The sequence below is a fragment of the Micromonospora sp. HK10 genome (assembly GCF_000982955.1).
Classification (GTDB): Bacteria; Actinomycetota; Actinomycetes; order Mycobacteriales; family Micromonosporaceae; genus Micromonospora.
In genome coordinates, this window is the sequence record NZ_KQ058826.1 from 22,501 (window position 1) to 49,038 (window position 26,538).

A 26,538-nucleotide genomic window follows, 5' to 3' on the forward strand; every position below is an offset into this window, starting at 1 on the left:
ACGTCATCACGTCGGTAGCCAAGACAGCCATATCCCCGGCCGCTCCGGCTCCCCACGTCCGGCTCACGCGCCGATCCATTCACGTCATCAAGCCGGTAGCCAAGACGAGGCAGCACCCCCGGTCGCTCCGGCTCCCCGCCCCCGGCCCTCACGCCCACGCCCCGTCCATGTCCATGTCCATGTCCACGCCCGAACCGTCAGCGTCATGGAGTGGGCAGCCAAGACAGCCGGACCACCGGCGGCTCCGGCTCGGCTCCGACTCCTCACGCCCGGTCCCGATCCACGGCCCGATCCACGGCCCGATCCACGGCCCCGATCCGCAGATCGTGGGGATCGACTGTCGAGAGCGGCACGAACGGCAAGGGCCCCGCGCACCCCAACGATTCACCTGCGTCATCAAGTCGGTAGTCGACGGAGAGGGGTGCCTCGTCCGCAGCTACCGGGCGGGTGGCGGGAGCGGGCGGGGGCGGGGTTACGGTGGGGGCGTGGCGCTCTCCCTGGCGATCTCCCCCTGCCCCAACGACACCTTCGTCTTCGACGCCCTGGTGCACGGCCGGGTGCCCGGCGCACCGTCGGTCGAGGTGACGTACGCCGACGTGGACGTCACGAACACGGCCGCCGAGCGTGGCGCGTTCGACCTGGTGAAGGTGAGCTACGCGGCGCTGCCCTGGCTGCTCGACGACTACCACCTGCTGCCCTGCGGTGGCGCGCTGGGCCGGGGCTGCGGGCCGCTGGTGCTCACCCGGGGCGACCGGGCCGACCTGTCCGGCGCGACGGTGGCGGTGCCGGGCGAGCGGACCACGGCGTACCTGCTGTTCCGGCTCTGGGCGGCGGACCAGGCGCCGGCGCGGATCGAGGTGGTGCCGTTCCACGAGATCATGCCGGGCGTCGCCGCCGGCCGGTACGACGCGGGGTTGGTGATCCACGAGGCGCGCTTCACCTACCCGCGGCACGGGCTGACCGCGCTGGTCGACCTCGGCGAGTGGTGGGAGGGCGACACCGGCCTGCCGATCCCGCTCGGCGCGATCCTGGCCCGCAAGGGCGCGGTCGACCCGGTCGAGGCCGCCGCCTGGGTCCGCGAGTCGGTCCGGCAGGCCTGGGCCGACCCGGAGGCCAGCCGGGAGTACGTCCTCGCCCACGCGCAGGAGATGGAGCCCGACGTGGTGGACCGGCACATCGCCCTCTACGTCAACGAGTTCACGGCCGACCTGGGAGAGGCCGGCTTCGCCGCCGTCGAGGCGCTGCTGGGCCGGGCCGCCGACGCCGGGCTCGTCCCTCAGACCTCCAGCTCGCGCGCCACCGCGTGGACCAGCTGAGCGATCTTCTGCGCGGTCTTCTTGTCCGGGAAGCGGCCCCGGCGCAGGTCCGGCTGGACCTTCGCCTCCAGCACCTTGATCATGTCTTCGACCAGGCCGTGCAGCTCCTCGGCCGGCCGGCGGCGCAGCTCCGCCACGGACGGCGGCGCCTCCAGCAGCTTCACACCCATCGCCTGCGCACCCCGGCGGCTGTCGACCACGCTGAAATCGACCCGTTGGCCGCCCTTCAGGTCGGTGACCCCCGCCGGTAGCGCGCCCTTCGGCAGGAACACGTCGCCACCCTCGTCGCTGGTGACGAACCCGTATCCCTTGGCCGCGTCATACCACTTCACTCGACCCGTCGGCACCTGAAAACCCCTGCTTCGCTCGGAACCTCTACCCCTCCAAGGCTAGCCCGATGATCCGGTCCAGCGCCCCTGGGAATCCGGTGAGATCATCCAGCACCAGCTCCGCTCCGGCCGCCGCCAGGTCGGCCGCCGAACAAGGCCCGGTCGCCACCGCCACGCCCGGGATTCCCGCCGCGCTGGCCGCCGTCATGTCGGCCACGTGGTCGCCCACGTAGAGGGTCGCCCCGTGCTCGCGCAGCGCGGTCGCCTTCTGCTCGGCGAAGAGGTCCCCGGCCAGCTCGTCGACGGCCAGCCCGAGGTGGTCCAGGTGCAGCTTGGCCAGCCGGCCCAGCTTGGCGGTGACCACCATGACCCGGCCGCCGCGCGCATGCACCGCCGCGAGCGCGTCCGCCGCGCCGGGCATCGGCACGGCCGGCGTGATCGCGTACGCCGGGTAGAGCTCCCGGTAGAGGGTCACCGCCTCGTCCACCTGCTCGGGCGGGAACCAGTACGCGATCTCGGTGCGCAGCGGCGGCCCGAGGCGGGACACGGCCAGCTCGGCATCGACCGGCACTCCGGTCCGTTCGGTCAACGCCCGGAAGCAGGCGGCGATGCCGGGACGCGAGTCGACCAGGGTCATGTCGAAGTCGAAACCGACCATGAGTGGGGGCATCCCGAGAAGGTACCCGTCGAACCCGAAGCCAGCCGCACGTCCGAGGGGCGCGACGGGCCCCCGCCGGGCTAGCGTGGAACGACGATGACCACCTCACTCGCCGATCACCTCCGGACCCTCCCGGACGAGTCCCTCGCCGCCCTGCTCCAGCTGCGGCCGGACCTCGTCGTACCGGTGCCGGCCGACGTCTCCGCCCTGGCCATCCGCGCCCAGTCGCGGGTCTCCGTCGCCCGGGCGCTCGACGGGCTGGACCAGTTCACCCTGCAGATCCTCGACGCGGCTCGGCTCACCCGCGACCCGGAGGGCGGCGGCACCAGCGTCGAGGCGATCCTGGCGATGGCCACCGCCGGCGCGCACCCGCCCGCGCCCACCACCATCCGGGGCGCGGTGAACCGGCTCCGGGCGCTCTTCCTGCTGTACGGGCCCGAGCACGACCTCCAGGTGGTCGGCGGCGTCGACGAGGTGTCGCCGTACCCGGCGGGGCTGGGCCGGCCGGCGGCGGAGCTGGACCCGCGGGCGGCGGCCGTCTGCACGGACCCGGCGAAGCTGCGCCGGACGCTGCTGTCGGCGCCGCCGTCGGCGCGGGCGATCCTGGACCGGCTGGCCGCCGGCCCGCCGGTGGGCACGGTGCCACCGGGCGCGCTGGACGCCCCGGCCAGCGGTGCCGAGGACGTCCTCCCGCCGGACCTGGTCAACGGGGGCGCGCCGACCGGCTCGCCGATCCGCTGGCTGGTCGAGCACCGCCTGCTGGTCCGAATGTCGGGCGCCAAGGGCGGCGGCACCGTCGAACTGCCCCGCGAGGTGGCGCTGCTGCTGCGCCGGGACAGTGGCCCGCTGGGCCCGCTGCGCAGTGCCCCGCCCGTGGTGGCCAGCCCACCCCGTGAGGCGAAGTCGGTGGACTCGGCCGGGGCCGGGCAGACCATGGAGGTGGTCCGGCACACCGAGGCGCTGCTGGACAGCCTCGCCGTCGAGCCGGCCCCGGTGCTGCGCTCCGGCGGCGTCGGCGTACGCGACCTGCGCCGGATGGCCCGCAACCTCGGGCTGGACGACGGCAGCGCCGCGCTGCTGTTCGAGGTGGCGTACGCGGCCGGGCTGGCCGGCGAGCTGGACCTGACCGGCTCCAGCTCCGCCCGGTACGGCGGCGACCAGCAGATCCTGCCCACCGCCGGGTACGAGGTGTGGCGGGCGGCCTCGCTGGCGCAGCGCTGGGAGCAGCTGGCCCGGGCCTGGCTGACCATGACCCGCCAGGCGGGACTGGTCGGGCAGCGTGACGACCGGGACCGGCCGATCACGGTGCTCTCCGCCGAGGCGGAGCGGGCCAGTGCGCCGACCGTCCGGCGTGCGGTGCTCGACGTGCTGGCCGACCTGGCGCCGGCGGCCGCACCGACCCCGGAGGAGGTGCTGGAGCTGCTCGACTGGCGGGCGCCCCGGCGGGCCCGGGGTCGGGAGGCCGCGCACCGGGAGGTGCTGGCCGAGGCGGCCCAGCTCGGCGTGACCGGGCTCGGCGCGCTCACCTCGTACGGGCGGCTGCTGCTGACCGAGATGGCCGAGGCCGACGAGCGGGCCGACGACCCGCTGGGGCTGCGCTCGGACGCCGAGTCCGGGGAGCCGTCGACCGCCGTGCGGGCGCTGGACGCGCTGCTGCCCGCCCCGGTCGACCACTTCCTGCTGCAGGCCGACCTGACCGTGGTGGTGCCCGGCCCGCCCGACCCGGCGCTCGCCGGTGAACTGGACGTGGTGGCCGAGCACGAGTCGGCCGGTGGGGCGAGCGTGCACCGGGTCACCACGGCCAGCATCCGCCGCGCCCTGGACGCCGGCTACTCCGCCGACGACCTGCACAGCCTGTTCCGCCGCCGGTCCCGCACCCCGGTGCCGCAGGGCCTCACGTACCTGGTCGACGACGTGGCCCGCAAGCACGGCGGCCTGCGGGTCGGTTCGGCCGGCGGGTACGTGCGCAGCGACGACGAGGCGCTGCTCACCGAGGTGCTGGCCGACAAGCGGCTGGAGCCGCTGGCGTTCCGCCGGCTCGCCCCGACGGTGCTGGTCACCCCGTACCTGGTGCAGCGGATGCTGACCGCGTTGCGCGACGCCGGCTACGCGCCGGTGCCGGAGGACGCCACCGGCTCGGCGGTGCTGGCCCGGCCGCGCACCCGGCGGGCGCCGGCCCGGATGCCGGCCACCCGTACCGTGGATCCGCTGGCCGCGCCGCGGCTGCCGCTGCCGCGCCTGCTCGGCGTGGTGGAGCAGATCCGGCGCGGTGACGCGGCGGCGCGGGCGGCCCGGCGAGCCCCGGCGGTGGTCCGCGGCGGCGCGGCGCGCACCGGTCCGGCGCCGGCGCACAGTCACAGCGACGCCCTCGCGGTGCTCCAGCAGGCGGTCCGGGACAAGGCGCTGGTCTGGGTCGGCTACGTCGACGCGCACGGGGCGACGGCGTCCCGGCTGGTCCGGCCGGTGTCGATCGGGGCGGGCTACCTGCGCGCCGAGGACGAGCGCACGGAGATGCTGCACACCTTCGCGCTGCACCGGATCACCGCGGCGGTGCGGGAGGACTGAGCCGCGCGGGCCCGGCGCGACACGCCTGGCGCCGCGCCGCGTCGCTGGGTCAGCGCCCGTTGCGGCGGAACGCGCCGATGACGGAGACGGCGAGCAGCAGCCCGAAGCCGGTGCCGGCGGCCTCGCCGAACGAGGCGACGAAGCCCTGGCGCTGCACGAGCAGCCCGAAGAGGAACCAGCCGAACAGGGCCACGGCGGCGGTCGCGTACCCGATCAGGGTCGCGGTGGACACCTCGTGCTGCTCGTCCTGCTCGACGGTCATCCCAGTCCTCCGCCCCGTCCGGAACCCGCTCCCAGAGTGGCACCGCGACGACCTCACCGACCAGGGGTTAAAACCCTGATCCGGGCGGTGGGGTCACGCGGCCGGGGTCACGCGGCCGGGGTCAGGCGGCCGGGGTCAGGCGGCCGGGGTCACGCGGCCGGGGTCAGGCGGCCGGGGTCACGCCGGGTTCACGCGGCCCGGGTGGCGCGGCGGGTCAGGTGCCGGGGCGGCGGCCGAAGACGACGACCCGGGTGCCGACCGAGCCCAGCTCCCAGAGGCGGACGGCGTCGCGGTGCAGCAGGTTGACGCAGCCGTGCGAGCCGATCGAGCCGTTGTGCAGGTAGGTGGTGGTCTCGTGGAAGCCGATGCCGCCGTTGAACCGCTGCCAGTAGGGCAGCCACACCTCGTACGGGTTGGACCACTCCTTCAGGTTCCGGTTGGCGACCCGGTAGGTGCCGCCCGGGGTGGCGTAGCCGGCCATGCCGGTGCGGGTGACGGTCGGGCCGAGCACCACGGTGCCGCCGCGCATCGCCCACACGGTCTGGTGGGTGAGGTCCACGCAGAAGGTGAGCCCGGTGCCGGCGTTGCAGCGCTTCACGTTGGTGCTGGCCAGCCGCTTCGCCACCGAGTACGTGGTGACGCCGGCGCGCCCGGCGGCGGGGCTGATTCCGTACCGGCGCTGGAATTTCTTGATCGCGGCGCAGTCGGCGGCGGACTGTTTGCCGTCGACGGTGACCGGCCCGAACCCGCCCAGCCGGGCCAGGTACGTCTCGACGGCCCGCTGGTGCTCGCCCTGGGGGCAGCCGGTGTACCCGGTGCTGCTGGGCTTGGGCGAGGCGGTCGGCTTGGGGGTGGTCGCCGTCCGGCTGGGCTTCGGGGTGGCGGGCCGGCTGGGCTTCACCGACGGGGACCGGGTCGTGGGGTCCGGCCCGGGCGTCACGCTCGCCCCCGATGCTCGTTCCGTCACGCTGACGGGTTCCGGGGCGGCTGCCCCGGATCCGTCGCCGTCCGGATCGAGCGTGCACGCACCGGCGCCGACCAGCACGACAGCGGCCAGGGCGACGACCCGGCTGACCAACCGGACAGGCTTCATCTGGTCCTCCCCCTGACAGTTGTCCCGCTTGCTAGACGTACGGGAAGAGTGTGACGTTGCCTGTCCAGCGTGACTTTTTCCGGACAGCTCCGGGCGTGCAACACTGGATGGTCACCCTTCGGCTGGTCAGCCGGCGTGTGGGTGACCCTGGGCCGGGCGAGGGAGAGGGCACTGGCGTGAGCGGTGGACCACTGATCGTGCAGTCGGACAAGACGCTGCTGCTGGAGATCGACCACCCGGACGCGCAGGCGTGCCGGATGGCGATCGCCCCCTTCGCGGAGCTGGAACGCTCCCCCGAGCACGTGCACACCTACCGGTTGACGCCGCTGGGTCTGTGGAACGCCCGGGCGGCCGGCCACGACGCCGAGGGCGTGGTGGACACCCTGATCAAGTATTCGCGTTATCCGGTGCCGCACGCGTTGCTGGTCGACGTGGCCGAGACCATGGACCGGTACGGCCGGCTCCAGCTCGCCAACGACCCGGCGCACGGTCTGGTGCTGCGGGCGCTGGACCGGATGGTGCTGATCGAGGTCGCGAAGAGCAAGAAGCTCGCCGGGATGCTCGGCCCGAAGCTCGACGACGACACCATCCAGGTGCACCCGTCGGAGCGGGGCCGGCTCAAGCAGGCGCTGCTCAAGCTGGGCTGGCCGGCGGAGGACCTGGCCGGGTACGTGGACGGCGAGGCGCACCAGATCGACCTGGCCGAGGCCGGCAAGGACGGCGGCAAGCCGTGGACGCTGCGGTCGTACCAGCGGGAGGCCGTGGAGGCGTTCTGGGCCGGCGGGTCCGGCGTGGTGGTGCTGCCGTGCGGCGCCGGCAAGACCCTCGTCGGCGCGGCGGCGATGGCCGAGGCGAAGGCGACGACCCTGATCCTGGTGACGAACACGGTGGCGGGCCGGCAGTGGAAGCGGGAGCTGATCGCCCGCACCTCGCTGACCGAGGCGGAGATCGGCGAATACTCGGGCGAGCGCAAGGAGATCCGCCCGGTCACCATCGCCACGTACCAGGTGCTCACCTCCCGCAAGGGCGGCGCGTTCACCCACCTGGACCTGTTCGGGGCGCGCGACTGGGGTCTGGTCATCTACGACGAGGTGCACCTGCTGCCCGCGCCGATCTTCCGGTTCACCGCGGACCTCCAGGCCCGCCGCCGGCTCGGCCTCACGGCGACGCTGGTACGCGAGGACGGCCGGGAGGGCGACGTGTTCAGCCTGATCGGCCCGAAGCGGTACGACGCGCCGTGGAAGGACATCGAGCAGCAGGGCTGGATCGCCCCGGCCGAGTGCACCGAGGTACGGGTCACCCTGACGGACGCCGAGCGGCTGTCGTACGCGACGGCGGAGGCCGAGGAGCGGTACCGGATGGCGGCGACGGCCCGGACGAAGCTGCCGGTGGTGCGGGCGCTGGTGGACCGGCACCCGGACGAGCAGGTGCTGGTCATCGGCGGGTATATCGACCAGTTGCACCAGCTCGGCGAGTATCTGGACGCGCCGATCGTGCAGGGATCGACGACCAACAAGGAGCGCGAGCGGCTGTTCGACGCGTTCCGGTCGGGTGAGGTTAAGACGCTCGTGATCTCCAAGGTGGGGAACTTCTCCATCGACCTGCCGGAGGCTGCCGTCGCCATTCAGGTGTCGGGGACCTTTGGGTCGCGGCAGGAGGAGGCGCAGCGGCTGGGGCGGGTGCTGCGGCCGAAGGCCGACGGGCGGCAGGCGCACTTCTACACGGTGGTGTCCCGGGACACGATCGACACCGAGTACGCGGCACACCGGCAGCGGTTCCTCGCCGAGCAGGGGTACGCGTACACGATCGTGGACGCGGACGACGTGCTCGGCCCGAAACTCCCGAGCGTTGATTGAGGTTGACCGCCCGATACCGATTGCCGCCTCGAACTGCTGCCCGCCGGATCGGAGTCGTCATAGCCGGGTCAGCACCAGGTCCACCTCGCCCGCCTTTTTGCTAGAGTCGCCAAACAGACTGGTTTGGGTGGCCTTTGTATACGGACGGCGAACTTCCCGCATCGCGAACCGGGGGAGTGCGGTGTGCAGTGCCTCGCGAGTAGCGTCGAGCGTGAGCGACGCCGCCCCAGTTCGGACGTACGCGACCCCGTCCTTCGAAAGCCTTTCCGCGCAAGCACTAAACACACTCAACAAAAGTTCTCTATAAGCCTTCGGGTTCTCAAACTTGCCTCGGACTTTGTGCGCCCCGGGCAAGCGCTGAGCGCTGGGCGGACCCCCCATCAGCCACAGCCTAAGCCATTGGTCGTAATGGTAGTTCGTCAGTGCGAAGTACGGCGGCGAGGTAAAGAGTAAGCGGACCTGCTTCCGTTCCTTCCGCAACAACTCTCCTAACTCCGGCAATACCTCCGTGGCGTCACCTAGAAGCATCCGGCTGCCAGTCAGACCCGGCCGACCCTTCGCGTATCGCCAACTCAATCGGCTTTTCATGAATGAGAGAGGATCCAGTTCGGGGGGATCCAGGTCTCGTTCCTTCCACCACCGGACCGCGTAGTCTGGAGCCATTGCCTTGGTCTGCCTCATCTGGTTTGACAGCGACGCGCCCCTCTTGCCATGAAGGTAGACAAGCAACATGGCCATTGCGGTGCTATCCACCACATCGTCCCGCCAGTCCAAGGTCCGCCTAGCGGCAACAAGGAAGTGCAGCACCGGCGCGGAAAAGCACCTGTGGAAGAACTCCGGGAGCTCCTCTGCTTCGCGTTCGCAGTCGTTGGCTAGAGCACTGACATATTCAAGACGGCCTACCACCGACCTGTACTCTGCGGGCTCGAGCTTCGTTCGGGCGAAGATCCAACCTACTGGGTTGATCTCAACGCCGAACGCCTGCCGGCCCTGCCAAGCAGCACTGAATACACCAGTACCGCGACCAGCAAACGGGTCAAGGACGACGTCACCGGGTTTAGAGTAGGCGCGAACAACTTCGTCGGCGAAAGCCGTCGGGAACATGGCATAGTAGGGGCCAACCCCTTCCCAACGGCGAACGGCGTCCCCGTAACTCTTGCCGGTCATTTCTCGTCTCTCATAAGGGCGACGGCCAGTCGATGCAATACCTTAGCCCCAAGGGTGAAAGGAATTGCAGCATGGGCGTGTGCCGCAATGATTGGTGAAACCGAATTAGCAAAGCGCGAAGATACGAGCTTGTCGAGCAGCGCACACACCGCCGGCAACTGACGGTAGCGTGAGAGGTCTGAGGAATCGAGGGAGTCCTGCTCCTCATCAAGGAAAGGGATAGAACCTACCACCCGGGACAAGTTGTCAGTCCGATAAAAGAACTTTCGCCCAAAATACGTCGCCTCACCATACCGCTTGTCGCTATTGGAGTAGATTATCCGGCTCTTAATGTAGTCATCAGTGGGAAGGAAGCATGTCCTCTCCCCGAATAGCAAGGCATCATCGCCGCCTTTCACACCGGCTAGATCTTCAAAATGCTGGACGAACGAACCCGACTTCTCGATTCCCACAATGATCAGATCGGCTCCAGTCTCACGACGCACAATCGCATTGAGCCGCTGCAACTCGACCTTTATCGCGGCGCTGAGCCAGGCCGGGTGCCCGAAAACCGCAAGTGGCCCGTCAACAAAAAACGCAACCTTGTTTGCCTTTGACAGAAGACCCTTGCGCTCGAAGCAAAGCAGGAGATGGACCAACATGATCCTCTCCCACACCTGCATCACTTCGCTAAGCATCTCCAAGTTGGAGGAGTCTTCCCTGAATCCCTCATGTATGCGCAGGGCGTCAGTCGAAAAAATCACGCGGCGCTTCGAGCACGAGCAATCGCTAAGTCCCGGGCCGACGAGCATCGTCTCCTGACAGCCGTCGTACTCATAGGGGCATCGCTGCAGACGCTCCGTCGGCTTGTGGCGAAGTAAAATCTCAAAGGTCTCCAACAGCGTGGAGTCGTCGTCCTCATCGACCTCCGCGTCTTGCAGCAGGTCATACAACTCGGCTCTGAATGAATCCCGCGCCGAGGGATAGTCGCGGGTTACGACGTTACTGCCCGGCAAAGCGGCAGGAATGGTGTCTGCCTCTTCGGTGGCTCTAAATCTAACGGGGTCAACTGGCCGATCTTCATCTAGGATGTCCACAAGGCGCAGATTTAGGAGCACGCTCGCAACAGTCACGTAACCTATCCGACTTCCTGGATATCCTGTGGAGACGTCGATCTCAGCGCTACTACCATCGATTGCAACCACGAATTCCGGCAAGTCGACAGTCAGCGGTTCTAGATGGCTCGGCTCGGGGAGACGCCCAGTCGAGCCAACAACGGGCAACCGCTTGGCACGCTTTAACAAGCCTTGCACTTGATTTGAATCCGCTATCCTCTGCAACGGTCTATAGGACGCGAACTCCCCCTCGTACGACATGGACCTAGTCACCGGACCCTTGGCTGGCTATGGTAAAGCGATCTACCTGGATCGGGACCACATAGGGGTTCGAGAGCGTCTTCAGCCGAATAAATCCAGGATCTTGAGCGCGCAAGATGCTCGTTTCAAAGTCGGCAAAGTCATAGAACTTTCGAAGTTCTTTAGTCTCATCAGTGTTATTCAGGTGCCCAATCAGCCAATTCGCGGTGTTACGGAGGATATTGCGTTGAATGGAGCTTACCTCCTGCGTGGCGTACACAAGTCCAATGCGGTACTTGCCACCCTCTTTTGCCGTGCGCACCCAGACATCAGCGAAGTCAGTCTCCCCGGAAGAAGGAAGAATGTTATGCGCCTCCTCCAAATACACGAGGATCTCGGGAGGACGCCTAGCATTCCGGAAGTCGTTCTGATTCTGGGAGAAGATCTCCCACATGATCCGGTCTGCTGATGACTTGTTAATGATGGGATCGCCACTAGATTGGTCAACGATCACAAGCCGGCCCTCGGCGAGATGCTCGTAGATTTCGTCAGCATAGTCCTTTGTGGTCAGGTGGGTATGCTGAGCCTTTACTCGGCCGATAAGGCGGGCCCCATTTGAGTAATGGAACATCTCAAGAATCTTTTTCAGGTCCTCATCGGCCCACGAGCCCGAGCTGCTCTCTTCAACATACTTTTGATCGAACCCGCCGAACGCTGAGTTCCCATCGTTAAGATAATTGCGCAGCGCCTGCATGGCTTGGCCCAACTCATGCCACGTCGGCGACGACTTGCCGAGGATTGTGGCGCCAGCGGCGTACTGTGCCGAATCTTTTCCTTCGGACGTACGCATTGCCTCCAGGAACTTCCGACCAAAAAGCGGAGTTCGACCGTGCGACAATTGTGGCCGGATGGAGTCCGGGGCGGGGAAACCAGCCTTCACGAGCAGGGCGCGATAGACAAGAACGCGGCGATGGTGCCGAACTGCCTCCGGCCCATACTCTGGACCATTCGGCGGCGTGAGCGACACGTCGCGGAAGTTCGCGACGTACTTCGCGTTCTCGCCTGACAGGGACACGTCGACAATCTGTTTGCCGATCTCTAGATTCTCGTTCACTAAGAAGTTGAGAAGCATGAGCCGGCGTCCAGGGTCGTTAGGGTGAGGCTGGATCCCATACGTAACAACGTCCTGCTTCAGGACCGATTGCTGGTCGGCCCGCCCTAGCGCCCAAACGTTCTTTATTGCCGATGGATTGCGTTGGCTGTCCTCGTCTTGCGTATTCTCGTTAGCGTACTCGCCATCTGGATCAAATACGATCTGACCGATGCGGGTCTTCGGATTTTGCAACCGTAGAGCGAAGACGGACCGCAACACCATTTTCGTGGTATTGCTCTTTCCCGTCCGCGTCATACCGAAGAGAGCAGTCTTCTGAGCTAGCAGGTCCGTAGGAGTTATGCTGACCCGAACGTCATTGATCTGCTGGAATGACCTATTTGTTGACGCGTATCGCACATACCCTAGGGGTACGTGGTGTTCATCCCCGGATGAGCGCTTCAGGTCTCGATAGTTGACGATTTTAGCGAGGAATTCGCCGCGCGGCTTGTAGACCTTTAGTCCCTGGTTGGGGTAGTAGTTGCTCAAGTCGGAACCGAATGAGAGCACGAATGAGCTATCGTTCGTCCACTCGAGGTGAAATGTGCCGAGGACCCTGCATTTGACGCCAGCGTAACTCAGGAGATGATGTGTGGCGGGGTCCATGACATCTCTGTGGTCCCACGTCTTGGCCTCGCCACTTACCCGTTGAGCCGTCTCCACTCTAACCCTGAGGGCTTCCTGCGCGTTCGGGAGGTTGGCGTGGTCCAAGACTCGCAGCAAAACTACCGATGCATCCTCATCGCGGCCGTCGACTGAATCCTCTCGTCCCACCCGGGTAGCCACCAGGAACGACAGCGCCGGGATTCCGCCCACTTGGCGCCGGTGGTAGTCGTGGATTTGGACGAGCGCCTCGCTGTACCCAAGCGAGTAGACCTCCCCCACGTAGGCGTCGAAGTCGATGAGATTCTTGAGGGCATCAGCGCTGACGGGGCCACGCGGACCCCCAGGTGCGACCTGTGTCAATTGCTTAGCGACCGACGAGAGAACTCGCATTACGCCTCCTCCTGGGCCGACTTTATGGCTGACCTGAACGTTCTATTTCGATGCCGAGACTTTCAATGCGCCGCTCCAGTAAGTCGATTCGCATCTCGATCGCTCTCCGATAGGATCGGTTGTCAGGTGTGGAGTCCGCCTGAGCGGAGCCAGCGGCAGCCAATGCCGCACGAAGCATCTCCCGCTCGTCGACCAGGCGCATCAGTCTCTTATCAAGCCGGCGACTGACTCTCTGAGATCCTTGAAGGGCCGTAGCGACGAGGGAATCGGCCGAGATGTGGCGCTCCTTTCCTGGGTCGTCCTCGGCGCCGTGCGCTTCGGCCAGGTCCTCGTCCGCTATCCGATCCACCTCTTGGTAGGTCTCCGGGTTGAAGTCCGCGCCGAGATGAATCTGCGCACCCTCGAGAAAGAGCCTGGGGGTCAGTATCAGGATGTCTGTCTTGGCGCGCTGCTTCAACTCTGCCACCAATGACGGCCAGGGCTGAAGCGGTCGTCCGTTTGCGTCGAGCTCGTACCAATCACCCTTGGTGTCACCAGAAACCAGGATTAGGCGTCGTGGCCGTGCCATAGTATTGGCGTAGGCGATGATCTCTTCCCACATCAGATAATCGCCCGCTGAAGCAAGGTCGGTCGGCTTGTCAGCGTCAGCAAATCCCGGCGGTATTCGGTTAGGGTATCGATATGCTATTGCGTGCTCCACGAGGTCCCGCACTTCGCGCTCCGGTAGGGGGTTGCCGATGCGGTCATCGTAGAGATGTCCGATCTCTGGCAGGAGCGAGTCGCCATCGATCAACTGACGAGGCGTGAACGCGTCTGCTCGTCGGAGATCCTCGACCTGTCGACCAAGGGTCGTTCGCCACTCGGCAAATACCTTCTCGAGTGCCGGATCGTCCATTGACGCCCGGATCTCCGCCGCGAGGCCAGGATCTTGCGTCATTCGTCCCACGAGCTCGGCGACTGCGTCGCGTGCTTCCTTCACCAAGTTCTGGGAGCTCTGGAGGCGACTACTGACAAGTTTCCCGATGCTACTCAAGGCGGCAACCCGCCCCTGAACGGCGGTCGCCCTGTTACGCACAAGTTCTACTGCTACCTGGTGCGGGAGCCACAAGCGGCGCTGCTCTGCTAGGCCCCGCAGTACCTTCATGATTTGCTCGCGGCCTTGTGCGGTAAGGCGATAAAGGTCAAGGAGCACATTTGCGTCTAGTACGACCGCGGCAAGCCGGAAATGTTCGGCTTCATCGCTCTGACGTGACGCCGGGCCGGGCGTTTCGAGCCAAGCGGAGAACCGATTGATAAGCGGGGATTGCTTGTTAGGCATCGCGCTGCCCCCACCTGGAGAGGCGGCCACAAGTCAGAAGGACGGCATTTGTGGCACCCGCCGAGCAGACATGTCGGTGGCCCATGAGACGCATCGACCCAGCAGGGGCGAGGCTTGAGTTGAGCGAGATGCCTCGGCGTCGATTGCCCGGGTCACCGACCACCGGCGTCGCCGGGGCCCGCTTCGCCTCATCGACGGGGGACGTCGTGAGCCGCGCAACCACCTGACCCCACCTCCATCAAGATGTGCCGCGGACATTACCGGCGAGAGTCCTCGATGCGGGACCCCAAGGCGTTGGGCCAGTGGGGTGGTCCGACCTGGTCTGTTTGCGCAGTCAAAGGGTTCCGGAGATGAGATTGATCGGCGGTAACATCTTCCGGGATAGCCACATTTTGGCTGGTCAAGGCGCTTAGCCGATGCGCGGTCATACTGGTGCCCCGTAGGCTGAAGTAAGATCAACGCTCGACAGCCCCTGCCACGGACCTAGACGCTCTGTCGCGAACCCGACAGCTATGCCTGCCGTCGCCAGACCAGCGGCGAGAGTCGGGGTGCTAAAGCTTGTTGGTTAGACCATGCGCCGGACGACCAAGCGGCTTCCAGATTGCGTGCCGATCTCTGGGTCACCGACGAGCGGACTCCGAGACAAAGACCCCTCGACCCGGGCGACCGACCAGCACACCCTGTTGCCGCAACCTGGCCACAGCACGACTGATCGTCGACTGCGAGACGTCGTACACGTCTGCCAGCATCCGGCCAGACGGGAGCTGAGACCCAGGCGGATAGGTCCCGTCCTTGATTTTCTTCAACAGGTCGTCGAGCAGCTCGTCCATCGTGGGCGGAATAGGCACGTCAGGCCCCTTGCAGTCGGTTGGCCCGCCCAGTATCGATCACCCGTCTCGGCACAGGCAACGCACGTAGCACTGCTGACGTAGGTGGGTAGCTGACTCGGAGACATGCTTGACATAGGTAACTCGGTGGCAATACCGTCGCTCTCGGTGATGCGGTGCTGTTGCGGTCGGTTGGCGCCTCTCGTACCGGTCTCGCATCGCCGTCGAGACCTCACACCCCCGCGCTCCCCCGGCGCGGCCCTGCCGCCGTACCCGTCAACCGGTCGCAGGGCAGGGCGGTCTCCGCCGGCGGCAACACGGCGGAGGCCGCCCCACCACACGTCGACGCGACCCGACGAAGGGCGGTCCCCCGTGCGCAACCTGATCCGTCGGCTGGTGGGCCGACGCAACGAGAGACGACCGATCACAGAAGCCAGGAGAAGCCAGCCGCTCCGACCGTGGCAGATCCGCGAGCGCTGCTTCAACGTCCGGCGGCGTGGCCTCGACCCCGTCGAGATCCGCGCCTTCCTGCACCAGGTCGCCGACGAGCTCACCGTCGCGCAGACCGGCCTGCGCGCCGTGCAGGAGGAGAACCTGCGGATCAAGAACGCCCTGCGCGCCTGGCAGAGCGCCCAGTCGGCCGCCCGCCACTACCGATGACCGACCGCTGGGTGATCCACCTGCCGGTCACCGCCCCTGACCTGCACCGGGCCCGGATCTTCGCGCGTACCGCCGCTCGGGTGCTGGCCCACTTCAGCGCCCGGGTCGAGCCGGGCGGGGTGACCGTGTCGGCGGAGGACGAGCAGTGCGTACGCCATTGGGTTTTCTGTGACCGGCCGCTGCCGGACGGCGGCGGGCGGTGCGGGCTGCCGGTGGATCACAGCTCGGGGTGCGCGCGGCGCGCGCCGTGGCTGCACCGCCGCTGACCGCGCCGCCAGCAGCCGGGACAGGGCTTCGGCCTCTTCAGCAGAGGTGCCGCTCGTCAGTCATCGCGGCGGGCGGGAGAAGGCCCCTGCTTTGATTCGTGTCCGTCAGAGGCGAAGCTGCTGCACTCGGGGCAGGTGGAGACCATCGGGTGGGCGCAGGCGAGTACGTGATCGAGGAAGTCCTGCGCGGCGTGTAGCCGGCTGATCTGGTCGGCGATCCGGTCCCGCCGGTCCCGCACCAGCGCGGCGCGGTGCTCGCCGTCGCCGCGGTACAGGTCTCGGATCTCGGTCAGGGACATGCCGGCCCGTTGGCAGAGCCGGATCAGCCGCGCCCGGGTGATCGTCTCGTCGTCGTAGCTGCGGTGCCCGTTGGCGAGCCGGGCCGGTGCGAGCGCGCCGACCTCCTCCCAGTGCCGCAGCACATGCGTCGGGACGTTGAGCAACGCCGCCGCGTCTCCGATTCGCCACGTCGTCACACCGGCTCCTCACGGATTGACTTCAGGTCGACCTGAACTTCTACCGTGCAGCCCACACCGCATGACGCGACAGGGCAAGAGGGGGACGTTCATGATCCAGACGGTCCGTGAGGCCGCGGTGGCGGCTGGCGCGCTGGCGGCCCTGCCGTACCGCCTGCTCCGGCCGCGTCCGGTCGATCGGCGCTTCCTCGCCGGGCTGTCCAACGCCGGCATCCCGCCCGGAGATGTCGAGGTCGAGCTGATCGCCCTGGACCAGACGGTGCGGTCGGTGCCCACGCCACTGATCGCCGAGGCCGTCCGGCGACCGCGCCGGGTCGGCAACGCCCTGACCACGTACGTGATCCGGCATCCGGAGGTCACCGTCCTGCTCGACCCGTCGGTCTGCGCTGACGTCGGCGAACGGGTGATCGGCGAGCTGCCGTGGACGTTGCGGCCGGCGGTGCGGCCGCGCTACCAGGTGCTGCCGACCACGACGGCGCTGGACCGGGCCGGCATTCCGGCCGACACGATCGACTTCGCGCTCCCCACCCACCTGCACTGGGACCACGTGTGTGGGCTGCTCGACCTGCCGGGGCTGCCGGTCCTGGTGCGGAAGCGGGAGCGGGACTGGATGATGTCCGGCGACACCGCGCCGGCGGGCGGCGTGCGGGCCGCGCTGCGGGGCCGCCGGCTGGACAGCTACGAGCTGGAGGGGCCGCCGGTGCTCACCTTCGAGCGCAGTCACGACCTGCTCGGCGACGGGTCGGTGATCATGGTGGAGCTGGCCGGGCACACGCCGGGCAGTGCCGGTGTGCTGCTGCGTACCTCGGACGGGCCGGTGCTGGTCGCCGGTGACGCGGCCTGGCACGGGCTGCAGATCGAACACGTCCGGCAGAAGGCGCCCTACCCGGGCCGGCTCGCCGACGACGACCGCGACGAAGCCTTCCGTACCCTGCACCGGCTGCACGCCGTCCGGAACCAGGTCCGCATCATCCCGACCCACGACCCGAGCGCCTGATCCGAACGATCGATCGCGAACCGGATATCGGGGCTGCCCGCCGTTGCACAGCATGCTCTCCCTGTGGCACTTCCTCATGAATCTCCTGTGTAGCCGGCGTGACTGGAGGATGACAGTGCCCGAGACGGAGAACGGCTCCCTGCACCGGGAAGGCGCGAGCGAGCACGACAAGTCGGCCAACCAGCGTCGCGACGATCCGGACAAGCTCCTCGTGGTGATGAACGCGGCCCTGGTCGGGGTGCCCTCGGCGTACGCGATGTCGAACTCGCTGGCGGTCACCGCGATCGCCGCCGCCCTCGGGATCTTCCTGGTGAGCGTGTACCTGATCCGCCGTAGCCGGTGAGTCGCGGCACCGGCGCCGAAGATGCTTGGCGAACCGTTGCACGCTGACACCCCGGCCGGTACACAACTCACGGCACCAGGCAGCCGATCATTGGCCGTCGTCTCGTACGACGACCTTATGTGCGCCTACCTGGGGGGCGCAGGCGACGAGCTCGGAGAGTCCGAGTCCACCACTGCTGGAGGAAAGGAACCGCCATGCGCAGAGAGGCACACCTACGTCTCCGTCCTCGCCGGAGAGAGTGGAGGAACACGACATGCCGTCGCCAACCAAGATCGAGCTCAGCCCGGAGCAGTTGGCGGAGTTCGCCGCCTTCTATGAAGGTGACGTCAACCCGCTGGTCGGGCTGCTGATCCGTGCCGGCGCCGCACGGGACGAGGCGCAGGACTTCGCCCAGGAAGCGATGCGGGTAGCGCTCACCAACTGGCCGAGCATCCGTTCCCCGAAGGCATTCGTCCGCACGGTCGCCCTGCGTACGCTGCACCGCAGCTGGACCGTGACCCGCCGGGACATCGACACGGGCAAGCGGGTCGCACAGGACGCCATGGTAGCGACGTTCGACGCCAACGAGGATGTCCACGAGGCCGTGCGTTTGTTGCAGGCGCTGCCGGAAGCCCAGCGCGTGGCATTCGCACTGCATTACGACGGCTACGGTCACGCCGAGATCGCCGCCATCACCGGGCAGCACCCCGACACCGTTCGGTCGAACCTGCGGCATGCCCGTCAGAAGCTCATCCGCATGCTGAACCGCGACTCGGCCAGGAAGGAGGCACACCATGGACCATGACAGGGAGTACGAGCTCGACCAGCTGATGGAACGTGCGACAGCGTCGGTCGTGAAGTCCCTGGACGCCACGGTCGACGTCAAGCAGCGGCTGCGCGAGCTGCTGCGTGAGGCCGGTGTCGATCCCGGCCTCGTCGAGGGCGAGCCGGCGGGCCAGGAAGCCGGCCGGCAGACCACGGACGGCAGGCAGCCGGCGGCCAACCGGCCTCTTCATCAGGAGTGCGGCGGGACCGGGCCGGGGCGCAGGTAGCGGGCGCGGCGGCCGGCGTCCTGGAAGCCGAGCCGCCGGTACAGGCCCGCGGCCGGGTTGTTGTCGTTGACGCAGAGCCACGCCTCCCGCGCCCCATCGGCGGCCAGGCCCCGCAGGGCAACCGCCACCAGGTACGCCCCGACCCGCCTTCCCCGCCACCCGGGGACCACACCCACCTGGTCGATCCAGGTGTCGATGACGTTGAGGAAACCCACGGCGGCACCGTCGGGCCCGCGCGCGACAAGCGACAGGTCCGGCCGGTACCCGTCCTCCTCCGCCAGGTCACCCAGCCACTCCTCCGCGCTGGGCGAGGCGAAGCCGGGGCGGTCGGCGAAGCTCGCCCGGTATGTCTCGAACAGCTCGGCGTCGAGCAGCGCCGGACCGGTGGTGACGCCCTCGGGCTCGGCGACCTCGGGGAGGGCGGCCAGGTCGTGCCGGAGCACCCACTCGGTGAAGGTCCGCTCGTAGCCGCGCGCGGTGAACAGGGCGTCCGCGCCCGCGCTCCACGACTCGGTGGTCAGCAGCAGGTCAACGTCGCCGGCCTGCTCCTCAGCCCAGGTCAGCAGCCGGCCGCCGAGGCCCCGCCCGCGCCAGGCCGGGTGCACCAGGCCGGTGCTGGCGGCCGGCGTCCGCCCGGTGCCGACCCCGACGGCCGCGACCAGCTCATCGCCGTGCCAGCCGGCGAGGGTACGCGTCTGGAGCAGTCGCGCCCGCAGCAGCGGCGGATCGGCGAACAGCGGCAGCCCACCGTCTTCGGCCAGGCACGCGCCGGCCAGGCCAGCCAGCGACGGGAGGTGTTCCTCGCCGAGTTCCTGCCAGGTCAGCACGTCCGCCCGCTCCTTCCGCCCGCCGGGAGCACCGGCCGGGGGCCGGCCGGCGCGTCGGCGCGCCCGGGGCAGTAGGCCCTGCGGTGCCGGCGGGTGTCAACCGGATTCGTCGCGGCCGGGCCGTCGCGGGTCAGGATCGCGGGGCGCCGGCGGCGGCGAGCGCGTCGAGCAGCGCCCGCAGGCGGCGCTCCCGGCCGAACCGTCCCTCGTAGAGCCCCACCTGCCAGGCCGCCGGGCTGTCCACCCGGTCCCGCCAGTGCCCGGCCAGCTTGCCGGTGCCGTCGTCACTGACCAGCGCTTCCGCCACGGCGGGCGGCACGTCGAGGATGAGGAGCGGGCCGCCGGGCCGGTCGCGGTCCACGCGTACCCCGGTGAGTGCCCGGGCCGGCAGCCGCAGGTCCCACCAGTTCGGGGCGGCGGGGTCGGCGTCGGCGAGTTCGTCGGCCCAGACGCCGCGCAGCCGGCCGCGCACCTCGCCGTCGGCCACCTCGAGCATGGGGTGCCCGGCGCCGTAGCCGTACCAGGTGCTGGCGGCGACGGTGAGCAGCAGGTACGCCACCGGGCCGAGCACCACCACCACGGGTACGGCGACGAACGGCAGCCACGGCACCTGCCCGGCCAGCGGCACGGTCACCACCAGGGCGAGGATCCCGACAATGACCAGGAGCACGAGGCCCATGGCGCTCACCGGGCGGGCCTGGTAGCCGGCCCGGATCGGCCGCAGCGTGCCGAGCATCCGCAGCAGGGGTCGCCGCATCCGCAGCTCCGGCGCGACGGCGCTCATGACCGGCCGAGGTTGCCGCGTAGCTGGTCCAGCTTCTCCCGTTGCGCGTCGACGAGCCGCTGGTACTGGGCGACCTGCTCCCGGGCCTGGCGCACGGCGTCGGTGCCGAACCCGTCGGCGGCGCCCTGGGTCATCTCGGCGACCACCCCGGCCAGCCGGGCACTGGCCGCGTCGGCGGCCCGGCCGGTGGCCGCGAGGATCGCCTCGCGCAGCTCGTACGTCTGCATCCGCCGGGTCTCGGCGGCCAGCTCGATGTCGACGAGGCGGCCGCTCGCGCCGCACGTCGCCCGCACCAGCCCGGTGTCGTCGCTGCCCTCGCCGGTGAGGTCCTGGATCTGGCCGGCGAACCGGTTGGCTTGCTCCGCCATGCCCTCGATGCGGCGTCGGGCGTCCGGGTCGATCACGATGTCTCCTCTTTCCGGTCAGGCGAAGTTCTCGCCGACGCGGAACTCGGTCAGGTCGGGCGTGCCGGCCGCGCCGTCGTCGGGCAGCGCCATCAGCTTCAGGAAGTCCTTGGCGAGGCCGTTGATGACCGCCAGGACCAGGCCGCCCAGCGCGGTCACCGCCGCGACCATCGTGGTGACCGAGCCGGCCACGGCCGCCCCGGCGGCCTCGATGATCGGCTCCAGCACGACCGCGGCGCCGGGCACCAGCTCGGCGGCGCGCATCGCGATCAGCCAGGTCAGGAACGGCACGGTCATCGCGCCTAGGGCGATCCAGAGCCCGCCGAGGGCGATCTCCAGGGAGTGCAGCGCCTCCCCGAGGGTACGGATGTAGGCGCCCAACTCGTCCAGGTGGCCCTTGAGCTTGGTGGCCATGATGACGAAGTTGTCCTTGCCCTCGCCCTTCCAGGTGCCGGTGGCCGCCGCGCACATCTTGTCGAAGTTCGCGTTGAGCGCCTTCTGCAGGTTGTCGCCGTGCCGCATCAGATCCGCGCCGGCCTGGGCGATGCCGACCGGGTTCGCCACGAACAGCGCGGCGGCGGCCACGCCGATGATGAACGTCGGGCAGAGCGCGGCGCAGGCCGACAGGCCGCCCATGACCGCGCCGATCTCGGCCAGCGTGATGGTGGCGGCCACCGTGGCGGCGCCGCCGAGCACCGCCGGGTCCGTGAGCAGTTGCGCGGTGCCGGTCCTGCCGTACGCGTCACCGAAGCCGCTCATCTTCGCGGGCGTGCCGCCGAACCCGCCGACGTGCAGGTCCTCGGCGCGCTCGTACTGGTCGGCGACGACGCCCAGCTTCGAGCCGATCTGCCGGCACACGTCCGCGGCCCCGCGTACGTCCTTGACCAGGAAGTCGACGCGCTGGATGTAGAGCGCCTCCACCGGCGAGAGGGCGATGCCGAACCCAGGCGTGTCGACGACCGCGTCTCGGGCCAGCTCGTCGGCCGCGTTCGCGTAGTCCTCCGCGATGGTGGTGCCGATGGTCCGGCCGTGGGTCCGGACGTCCTCCGGGTCCACCGTGAAGTCCGCCATGCTGTCCCTCCCCGTCCGCCGCACTGCGCTCCCCGGGCATCGTAGGGGATCACTGGGTCCTGGAACGCCCCCGTGCGGTGGCCGGGACGCGGCGGGATCGGGCGCCCGGTCTGGCCGCCGGGCCCGCCCGGCACCGTTCGCCTCCGCTCATCCGGCGAACGGCTGGGCGGCTGGGCGGCTGCGCGGCTGCGCGGCTGCGCGGCTGCGCGGCTGGGCGGCTGGGCGGCTGGGCGGCTGGGCGGCTGGGCGGCTGGGCGGCTGGGCGGCTGGGCGGCTGGGCGGCATGATGCTCGCGGCAGATATGCCGCTGAGGCATGAATATGCCGCAGCGGCATATCGCTCTCGAGCCCTCGCATTCCCCCACGGCACCAGGATCGGTCGGGACGCCGCCCGGGCACCCGGCCCGCCCCCAGGGCAGCGCCGCCGGGATCGGTCGGGACGCCGCCCGAGCACCCGCCACGCCCCCAGGGCAGCACCGCCGGGATCGGTCGGGGCGCCGCCCGAGCACCCGCCACGCCCCCAGGGCAGCACCGCCGGGATCCGTCTTGACGCCGCCCGGACTCCCGGCACGCCCCCAGGGCAGCGCCGCCGGGATCGGTCGGGACGCCGCCCGAGCACCCGGCACGCCGTCAGGAGAGCGCCGCCGGGATCCACCGCCGCCCGCTGCTTCGCAGGGAGCGACATCAGCGCCGTGCGTGGCAGGACGGCGTCGGGCCGACATCGACCGGCCGGGGCGGCCCGCTCGATACGTCGGCGACGAGGTCACAGCACCCGGGTGACCCGCTCGGCGGCCATGCGGGCGTCCAGCCGCGCCCGGTCGAGGTTGGCACAGAGCACCACGGACGCGCCGGCCGCGAGGGGGGCCAGCAGCCACTTCAGCGGCTGTTCGTGCTCGCCGGCGTCGACCAGCAGCCGGTCCCCGGCGCGCAGGTCGAGCTGTTCGGCGACCGCCTTGGCCAGCGCGCCCCACTCGCCGTAGCTGGTGCCGTCCGGGCTGGCCGGGTCGCTCGGCTGGAGGGCGGCGAGGTCGGGGGCGGCGGCCGGGTGCCGCAGCACCTCGGCGGACCAGTCCAGCCAGCCCGGCGGCACCTCGGCGAGCGGCTCGGCGCCGGTGCCGACCAGGTAGCGGTGTGTCCCGTCGGGCACGTCCTCCAGCCAGTCGTCGAGGCGTTCCGGGGTGACGAAGACCGCGTCGTACGGCCGGTCGGCGCCCGGTTCGAGCACCGGCAGCCCGGCCAGGGCGCGGGGCCGGAACGAGACCGCCAACCCCACCGACCAGGCGCCAATCAACACCGCCGCCGTACGCCAGTGCGGCGGCAGCAGCACCGCGACCCGGTCGCCGGGGCGCAGCCCGCACCCGTCGCGCAGGAGCGCGGCACACCGGCCCGCCCAGTCGCCGAGCTGATGGGCGGTGAGCGCGGTCCGCTCCCCCGTCGTGTCGTCGCAGTACGTGAGCAGCGCGGCCTCGGTGGGTGCGGCGCCCACGACGGCGCTCGGCTGTCCAGCCATCGGTTGCTCTCCCTCCTGGCGGTCAGCTCACCCTAGCCGGGTGAACCGGTCTCCCGTGCCACGCCGGTCACCCCGCCCCGCCGAAACCGGTCGACCAGCAGGGCCAACCGCCGCCCGTGTTCCGCCGGCCGCGGCCGGCCGCCGCGCAGCAGGGTGACCCGGCCGGGCAGCCCGCTCCAATCGATCAAGGGGTTGCCGCACCGATCGTCCTGACCGGTGCGGCAACCCCTTGGCTGAGCCGGGAGGTGCGGGTGGGTGCCGGCTTGCTCAGCCGGCGCCGCCCGCGCGGAACGCCACCCAGGCGTCGCTCATCCGGTCCGCCTGGCCCGGGGTGAACATGTTCATGCAGGAGTCCTGCGTGTAGTCCATGAAGTTGTGGATCGGGTCCAGCCCCGGCGCGGTGCAGGTGTCCGCGCCCACCGGGCAGTTGAACTGCGGGGCCGCCTCGCGCGGGGTGTCCGCCACGAAGTCGCCGGAGGCGGAGCAGCCGTGCGCGAAGGTGTGCTCCAGCATCAGCCAGTGCCCGACCTCGTGCGTCAGCGTGTCACCGAGGGCGTACTTGCCCGCCGTGCCGCCCGGCATCGACTCGTCGAGCATCACCACGCCGTCGATGTAGTCCCGGCCGTTGTTGTAGTCCTTCGGGAAGTACGCCCAGCCGAGCAGCCCGCCGCCGATGTTGGCCGCGTAGACGTTCAAGGTCTCCGAGTCGCCGGTGTACAGCGCCTTCTTCATGTCCCGCTCGTTCTTGCCCGGCACCACCGTGTACCAGGCGCTGTTCACCGTCCACGTCGTGTCGACGAGCGTGAACCGGAACGGCGTGTCGGAGGCGTCGGGGGCGGTCCGGCCCGCGTACGAGTCGTTGAGCACCGTCATCTGCGCCGCGATGAGCGTGTTCCACCGGGCCTTCTCGGCCGCACTCAGCGGGTGGTCGGAGATCATGTGGAAGACCGTCGGCACGGTGACGCTGCCGTTGGCCAGGCGCGGGGCATCCTTGATCACCCCGTAGGCGTTCGCCTCGTTCTTCGAGTACAGCTCCGGCTCCTTGGCCGTGGCGCCCTCGGCGACCCGCGCCATGCCCGGCGCGTCGGCGGCCGGGTCGCACGTCGCGCCACCCGGGATGGTGGTGGCGGGCGCGGCCAGGCCCGCCGCGCCGTACGCGCTGCCGGACGCCAGGAGCGTGGCAGCTGTGGCGGTGAGGACCGCCAGTCGGAAAGCGGATCTCCTGTGCATCGGTGCACCTTTCTCAACGGGGCGGTGCGGATCGACGCGTCGTTGCCCTGACCACGGTCGATGACGTCGTCGTTGGGGGTATGAGACCACGCCGACGGCATCGACAGAAGACCTGGTGAGCAGGGTGGCTGCCGATGTAACGGAAGCGGATTGTGGGGCGCTGTTAGGCCGCGGCGGCGGGGAGTTCGGGGCCGCCGTCCAGCAGCGGGGCGAGCAGGTCGCCGTACTCCTCGACCCGGTCCAGGACCTCGGCGGAGCTGAACTGGCGGACGGCCGGCCTCCCCCCGCGACCGCCGGCCTCGACCTCGTCCCAGGTCAACGGCGTGGACACCGACGGCGCCGCCTGCGCCCGCAGCGAGTACGGCGCCACGGTGGTCTTCGCCGCGTTGTTCTGGCTCCAGTCGATGAAGACCTTGCCGGGGCGCAGGTTCTTCGCCATCTTCGACACGATCAGCTTCGGGTGCGCCCGCTCCAGTTCCTGGGCGATCCGCCGGGCGTACCCGGACACCTCGTCGGCGGACTGGGTGCCGGCGATCGGGCAGGAGAGCTGCATGCCCTTCTTGCCGGAGGTCTTCGGGTAGGCGTCGATCCCGTCGTCGGCCAGCCGGTCCCGCATCAGCAGCGCCACCTGGCAGCACTGCTGCAACGCCGCCGGGGCCCCCGGGTCCAGGTCGACCACCATCAGGTCCGGCTGCTCCCCGATCCGCCACTGTGGCGTGTGCAGCTCCAACGCGGCGAGGTTGGCCAACCAGACCAGGGTGGGCAGGTCGTCGGCGACCACGTAGTCGATGGTCTCCCGCCCCTTGCTCGACCCCGGAGCGGGCAGGTTCTCGGTGCGTACCCAGTCGGGGGTGGCCGCCGGGGCGTTCTTCTCGAAGAACGAGCCGCCGTCGACGCCGTTCGGGTAGCGGATCCGGGTCAACGCCCGGTCCCGCAGGTGCGGCAGCAGCACCGGGGCGATCCGGGTGTAGTAGTCGATCACCTCACCCTTGGTGAAGCCGGCCTTCGGGTAGAGGACCTTGTCCAGGTTGGACAGCTCCAGGGCGCGGCCCTCGACGTCCACCCGCAACCGGTCAGCCGGCATCGTCGACCTCCTCGGCGGGCTTGTCCGGACGCAGCCGCAGGATCCGCGGGAAGCGCAACCGCCCGTCGGGGGTGCGCTGGCCGTACTTCACCTCCACCACGACCCGTGGTTGTACCCAGATCGCGCCCCGGGCATCCTCGCGCGGCACGTCCCCGGCGAACGGCGACGCCGCGCCGCGCAGCGGTTCCAACTCGCGCAGCAGTTCCCGTTCCAGCGCCGCGCCGATCCCGCCGCCGACCCGGCCCCGGTAGGTGAGCCGCCCGTCCGGCCGGGGCACCCCCACCAGCAGGCCGCCGATCTTGCGGGCGCCGGGCCGCCAGCCGCCGACCACGAAGTCGCCGGTCACCTCCAGCTTGACCTTCACCCAGTCCGGCGAGCGCACCCCCGGCCGGTAGGCCGAGTCGGCCCGCTTGGCCATCACCCCTTCCAGGCCGTGCTCGCCGGCCGCCGCGTAGGTGGCCGCGCCGTCGCCGAAGCTGGGCGGCACGGCCCACCGGGCCGCGCCGAGTCCGAGCGACTCCAGCGCCGCCCGCCGCTCCCGGTAGGGGCGGCCGGTCAGGTCCTCGCCGCGCAACCGGAGCAGGTCGAAGATCATGTACGTGACGGGCACGGTCGCCGCCAGCCGCGCCGCCTTGACCGCGTTGCGCACGTGCATCCGCTCGGCCAGGGCGGTGAACGACGGCTGACCGTCGGTGAAGAGCACCACCTCGCCGTCGAGCAGGGCGTCGTCGACCTGCTCGGCCAGGGGGATCAGCTCCGGGTACGCGACGGTGATGTCGACGCCCGAGCGGGCGTACAGGTGCGGGCGCCCGGCCACGATGTCGGCCAGCGCCCGGACCCCGTCCCACTTGAACTCGTACGCCCAGCCGGCACCGGCCGGGAGCTGCCCGGTCATCGCGAGCATCGGCTTCATCGGCGCGCCGGGCACCATTCGACTCTAGTTGCACCCGGAAGCACGTGCGGGACGTTCGATCGTTTGCGATCC

The 26,538-nt window shown here is 69.5% G+C and carries 27 protein-coding genes; 9 read left to right on the top strand and 18 right to left on the bottom strand.

The annotated features are described in order from the left end of the window. The first annotated feature begins 485 nt into the window (after positions 1–485). Positions 486–1,316: a 1,4-dihydroxy-6-naphthoate synthase gene (locus LQ51_RS15225; protein WP_046566326.1), complete on the top strand. Its 831-nt coding sequence runs from the start codon at positions 486–488 to the stop codon at positions 1,314–1,316. On the opposite strand, the gene LQ51_RS15230 is transcribed toward LQ51_RS15225, so the two are convergent. Beyond that, the gene (locus LQ51_RS15230; RefSeq protein WP_007074225.1) at positions 1,277–1,663 is read right to left on the bottom strand and encodes a cold-shock protein; all 387 of its coding nucleotides are present in this window, start codon (positions 1,661–1,663) and stop codon (positions 1,277–1,279) included. The genes LQ51_RS15225 and LQ51_RS15230 overlap by 40 nt on opposite strands. A 28-nt stretch (positions 1,664–1,691) precedes the next feature. After that, positions 1,692–2,315 carry an HAD family hydrolase gene (locus LQ51_RS15235; RefSeq protein ID WP_046566329.1) on the bottom strand — a complete coding sequence of 208 codons (624 nt, stop codon included), beginning with the start codon at positions 2,313–2,315 and terminating at the stop codon, positions 1,692–1,694. Between the two features lie 84 nt (positions 2,316–2,399). On the opposite strand from LQ51_RS15235, the gene LQ51_RS15240 reads away from it, so the two are divergent. After that, positions 2,400–4,868, top strand: a complete 2,469-nt coding sequence (locus LQ51_RS15240) for a helicase-associated domain-containing protein (RefSeq protein WP_046566330.1) — start codon at positions 2,400–2,402, stop codon at positions 4,866–4,868. Between the two features lie 49 nt (positions 4,869–4,917). On the opposite strand, the gene LQ51_RS15245 is transcribed toward LQ51_RS15240, so the two are convergent. Both LQ51_RS15245 and LQ51_RS15250 read right to left on the bottom strand, forming a co-directional pair. Further along, the gene (locus tag LQ51_RS15245) at positions 4,918–5,130 is read right to left on the bottom strand and encodes a hypothetical protein (protein ID WP_046566331.1); all 213 of its coding nucleotides are present in this window, start codon (positions 5,128–5,130) and stop codon (positions 4,918–4,920) included. A 214-nt stretch (positions 5,131–5,344) separates the two neighbouring features. Then, the gene (locus LQ51_RS15250; RefSeq protein WP_046566332.1) at positions 5,345–6,223 is read right to left on the bottom strand and encodes a L,D-transpeptidase family protein; all 879 of its coding nucleotides are present in this window, start codon (positions 6,221–6,223) and stop codon (positions 5,345–5,347) included. A 176-nt stretch (positions 6,224–6,399) separates the two neighbouring features. On the opposite strand from LQ51_RS15250, the gene LQ51_RS15255 reads away from it, so the two are divergent. Continuing rightward, entirely contained in the window at positions 6,400–8,079 is a 1,680-nt protein-coding gene (locus LQ51_RS15255) for a DNA repair helicase XPB (protein WP_046566333.1), read from the top strand. 57 nt (positions 8,080–8,136) lie between these two features. Here the strand turns inward: LQ51_RS15255 and LQ51_RS15260 are convergent, their stop codons facing one another. The 5 genes from LQ51_RS15260 to LQ51_RS15280 form a co-directional block, all read right to left on the bottom strand. Beyond that, positions 8,137–9,246, bottom strand: coding sequence for a DNA methyltransferase (locus tag LQ51_RS15260; RefSeq protein ID WP_046566334.1), 1,110 nt, complete (start codon positions 9,244–9,246; stop codon positions 8,137–8,139). Continuing rightward, entirely contained in the window at positions 9,243–10,601 is a 1,359-nt protein-coding gene (locus LQ51_RS15265; protein WP_046566335.1) for a DNA double-strand break repair nuclease NurA, read from the bottom strand. The genes LQ51_RS15260 and LQ51_RS15265 overlap by 4 nt, the downstream gene beginning before the upstream one ends. 4 nt (positions 10,602–10,605) lie before the next feature. Further along, positions 10,606–12,726, bottom strand: coding sequence for a helicase HerA domain-containing protein (locus LQ51_RS15270; protein WP_082159437.1), 2,121 nt, complete (start codon positions 12,724–12,726; stop codon positions 10,606–10,608). A gap of 22 nt (positions 12,727–12,748) precedes the next feature. Beyond that, on the bottom strand, positions 12,749–14,044 hold the full coding sequence (locus tag LQ51_RS32760) for a PIN-like domain-containing protein (RefSeq protein ID WP_156313089.1): 1,296 nt from the start codon (positions 14,042–14,044) through the stop codon (positions 12,749–12,751). 620 nt (positions 14,045–14,664) lie between these two features. Next, a complete protein-coding gene (locus LQ51_RS15280) occupies positions 14,665–14,874 on the bottom strand; it encodes a winged helix-turn-helix domain-containing protein (RefSeq protein ID WP_046566338.1) in 210 nt (69 codons plus the stop codon). A 381-nt stretch (positions 14,875–15,255) separates the two neighbouring features. Between LQ51_RS15280 and LQ51_RS15285 the strand changes: the two genes are divergently transcribed. Beyond that, a complete protein-coding gene (locus LQ51_RS15285) occupies positions 15,256–15,531 on the top strand; it encodes a DivIVA domain-containing protein (protein WP_369799860.1) in 276 nt (91 codons plus the stop codon). After that, entirely contained in the window at positions 15,528–15,797 is a 270-nt protein-coding gene (locus LQ51_RS15290) for a hypothetical protein (RefSeq protein ID WP_046566340.1), read from the top strand. The genes LQ51_RS15285 and LQ51_RS15290 overlap by 4 nt, the downstream gene beginning before the upstream one ends. 56 nt (positions 15,798–15,853) lie before the next feature. Here the strand turns inward: LQ51_RS15290 and LQ51_RS15295 are convergent, their stop codons facing one another. Then, positions 15,854–16,273, bottom strand: a complete 420-nt coding sequence (locus LQ51_RS15295) for a helix-turn-helix domain-containing protein (RefSeq protein WP_046566342.1) — start codon at positions 16,271–16,273, stop codon at positions 15,854–15,856. 91 nt (positions 16,274–16,364) lie between these two features. On the opposite strand from LQ51_RS15295, the gene LQ51_RS15300 reads away from it, so the two are divergent. The 4 genes from LQ51_RS15300 to LQ51_RS15315 all read left to right on the top strand — a co-directional run bounded on the left by LQ51_RS15300 (position 16,365) and on the right by LQ51_RS15315 (position 18,644). Next, positions 16,365–17,270, top strand: coding sequence for an MBL fold metallo-hydrolase (locus tag LQ51_RS15300; RefSeq protein WP_046566344.1), 906 nt, complete (start codon positions 16,365–16,367; stop codon positions 17,268–17,270). A gap of 115 nt (positions 17,271–17,385) precedes the next feature. Beyond that, positions 17,386–17,613: a hypothetical protein gene (locus LQ51_RS15305; RefSeq protein ID WP_046566346.1), complete on the top strand. Its 228-nt coding sequence runs from the start codon at positions 17,386–17,388 to the stop codon at positions 17,611–17,613. Between the two features lie 238 nt (positions 17,614–17,851). Further along, positions 17,852–18,397: an RNA polymerase sigma factor gene (locus tag LQ51_RS31270; RefSeq protein WP_052744881.1), complete on the top strand. Its 546-nt coding sequence runs from the start codon at positions 17,852–17,854 to the stop codon at positions 18,395–18,397. Beyond that, the gene (locus LQ51_RS15315; RefSeq protein ID WP_046566348.1) at positions 18,387–18,644 is read left to right on the top strand and encodes a hypothetical protein; all 258 of its coding nucleotides are present in this window, start codon (positions 18,387–18,389) and stop codon (positions 18,642–18,644) included. Before LQ51_RS31270 ends, LQ51_RS15315 begins: the two co-directional genes overlap by 11 nt. Here the strand turns inward: LQ51_RS15315 and LQ51_RS15320 are convergent. The 8 genes from LQ51_RS15320 to ligD (LQ51_RS15355) all read right to left on the bottom strand — a co-directional run bounded on the left by LQ51_RS15320 (position 18,608) and on the right by ligD (LQ51_RS15355) (position 26,481). Beyond that, positions 18,608–19,471 carry a GNAT family N-acetyltransferase gene (locus LQ51_RS15320; RefSeq protein ID WP_046566349.1) on the bottom strand — a complete coding sequence of 288 codons (864 nt, stop codon included), beginning with the start codon at positions 19,469–19,471 and terminating at the stop codon, positions 18,608–18,610. The two genes, LQ51_RS15315 and LQ51_RS15320, sit on opposite strands and share 37 nt — an antisense overlap. 130 nt (positions 19,472–19,601) lie before the next feature. After that, positions 19,602–20,255, bottom strand: a complete 654-nt coding sequence (locus tag LQ51_RS15325; RefSeq protein ID WP_046566350.1) for a hypothetical protein — start codon at positions 20,253–20,255, stop codon at positions 19,602–19,604. Further along, a complete protein-coding gene (locus LQ51_RS15330) occupies positions 20,252–20,659 on the bottom strand; it encodes a YbaB/EbfC family nucleoid-associated protein (RefSeq protein ID WP_046566351.1) in 408 nt (135 codons plus the stop codon). Before LQ51_RS15330 ends, LQ51_RS15325 begins: the two co-directional genes overlap by 4 nt. Positions 20,660–20,677: 18 nt before the next feature. Beyond that, positions 20,678–21,730 carry a hypothetical protein gene (locus LQ51_RS15335; protein ID WP_046566353.1) on the bottom strand — a complete coding sequence of 351 codons (1,053 nt, stop codon included), beginning with the start codon at positions 21,728–21,730 and terminating at the stop codon, positions 20,678–20,680. Positions 21,731–22,492: 762 nt separating this feature from the next. Next, a complete protein-coding gene (locus LQ51_RS15340) occupies positions 22,493–23,239 on the bottom strand; it encodes a TIGR03089 family protein (RefSeq protein ID WP_046566355.1) in 747 nt (248 codons plus the stop codon). A 267-nt stretch (positions 23,240–23,506) separates the two neighbouring features. Next, entirely contained in the window at positions 23,507–24,469 is a 963-nt protein-coding gene (locus LQ51_RS15345) for a zinc metalloprotease (protein ID WP_046566356.1), read from the bottom strand. 163 nt (positions 24,470–24,632) lie between these two features. Beyond that, positions 24,633–25,553 (bottom strand): non-homologous end-joining DNA ligase, encoded by a 921-nt coding sequence (gene ligD, locus LQ51_RS15350; RefSeq protein ID WP_046566357.1) that lies wholly within the window; start codon positions 25,551–25,553, stop codon positions 24,633–24,635. Continuing rightward, positions 25,543–26,481 carry a non-homologous end-joining DNA ligase gene (gene ligD, locus LQ51_RS15355; protein ID WP_046566410.1) on the bottom strand — a complete coding sequence of 313 codons (939 nt, stop codon included), beginning with the start codon at positions 26,479–26,481 and terminating at the stop codon, positions 25,543–25,545. The genes ligD (LQ51_RS15350) and ligD (LQ51_RS15355) overlap by 11 nt, the downstream gene beginning before the upstream one ends. Positions 26,482–26,538 lie beyond the last annotated feature (57 nt).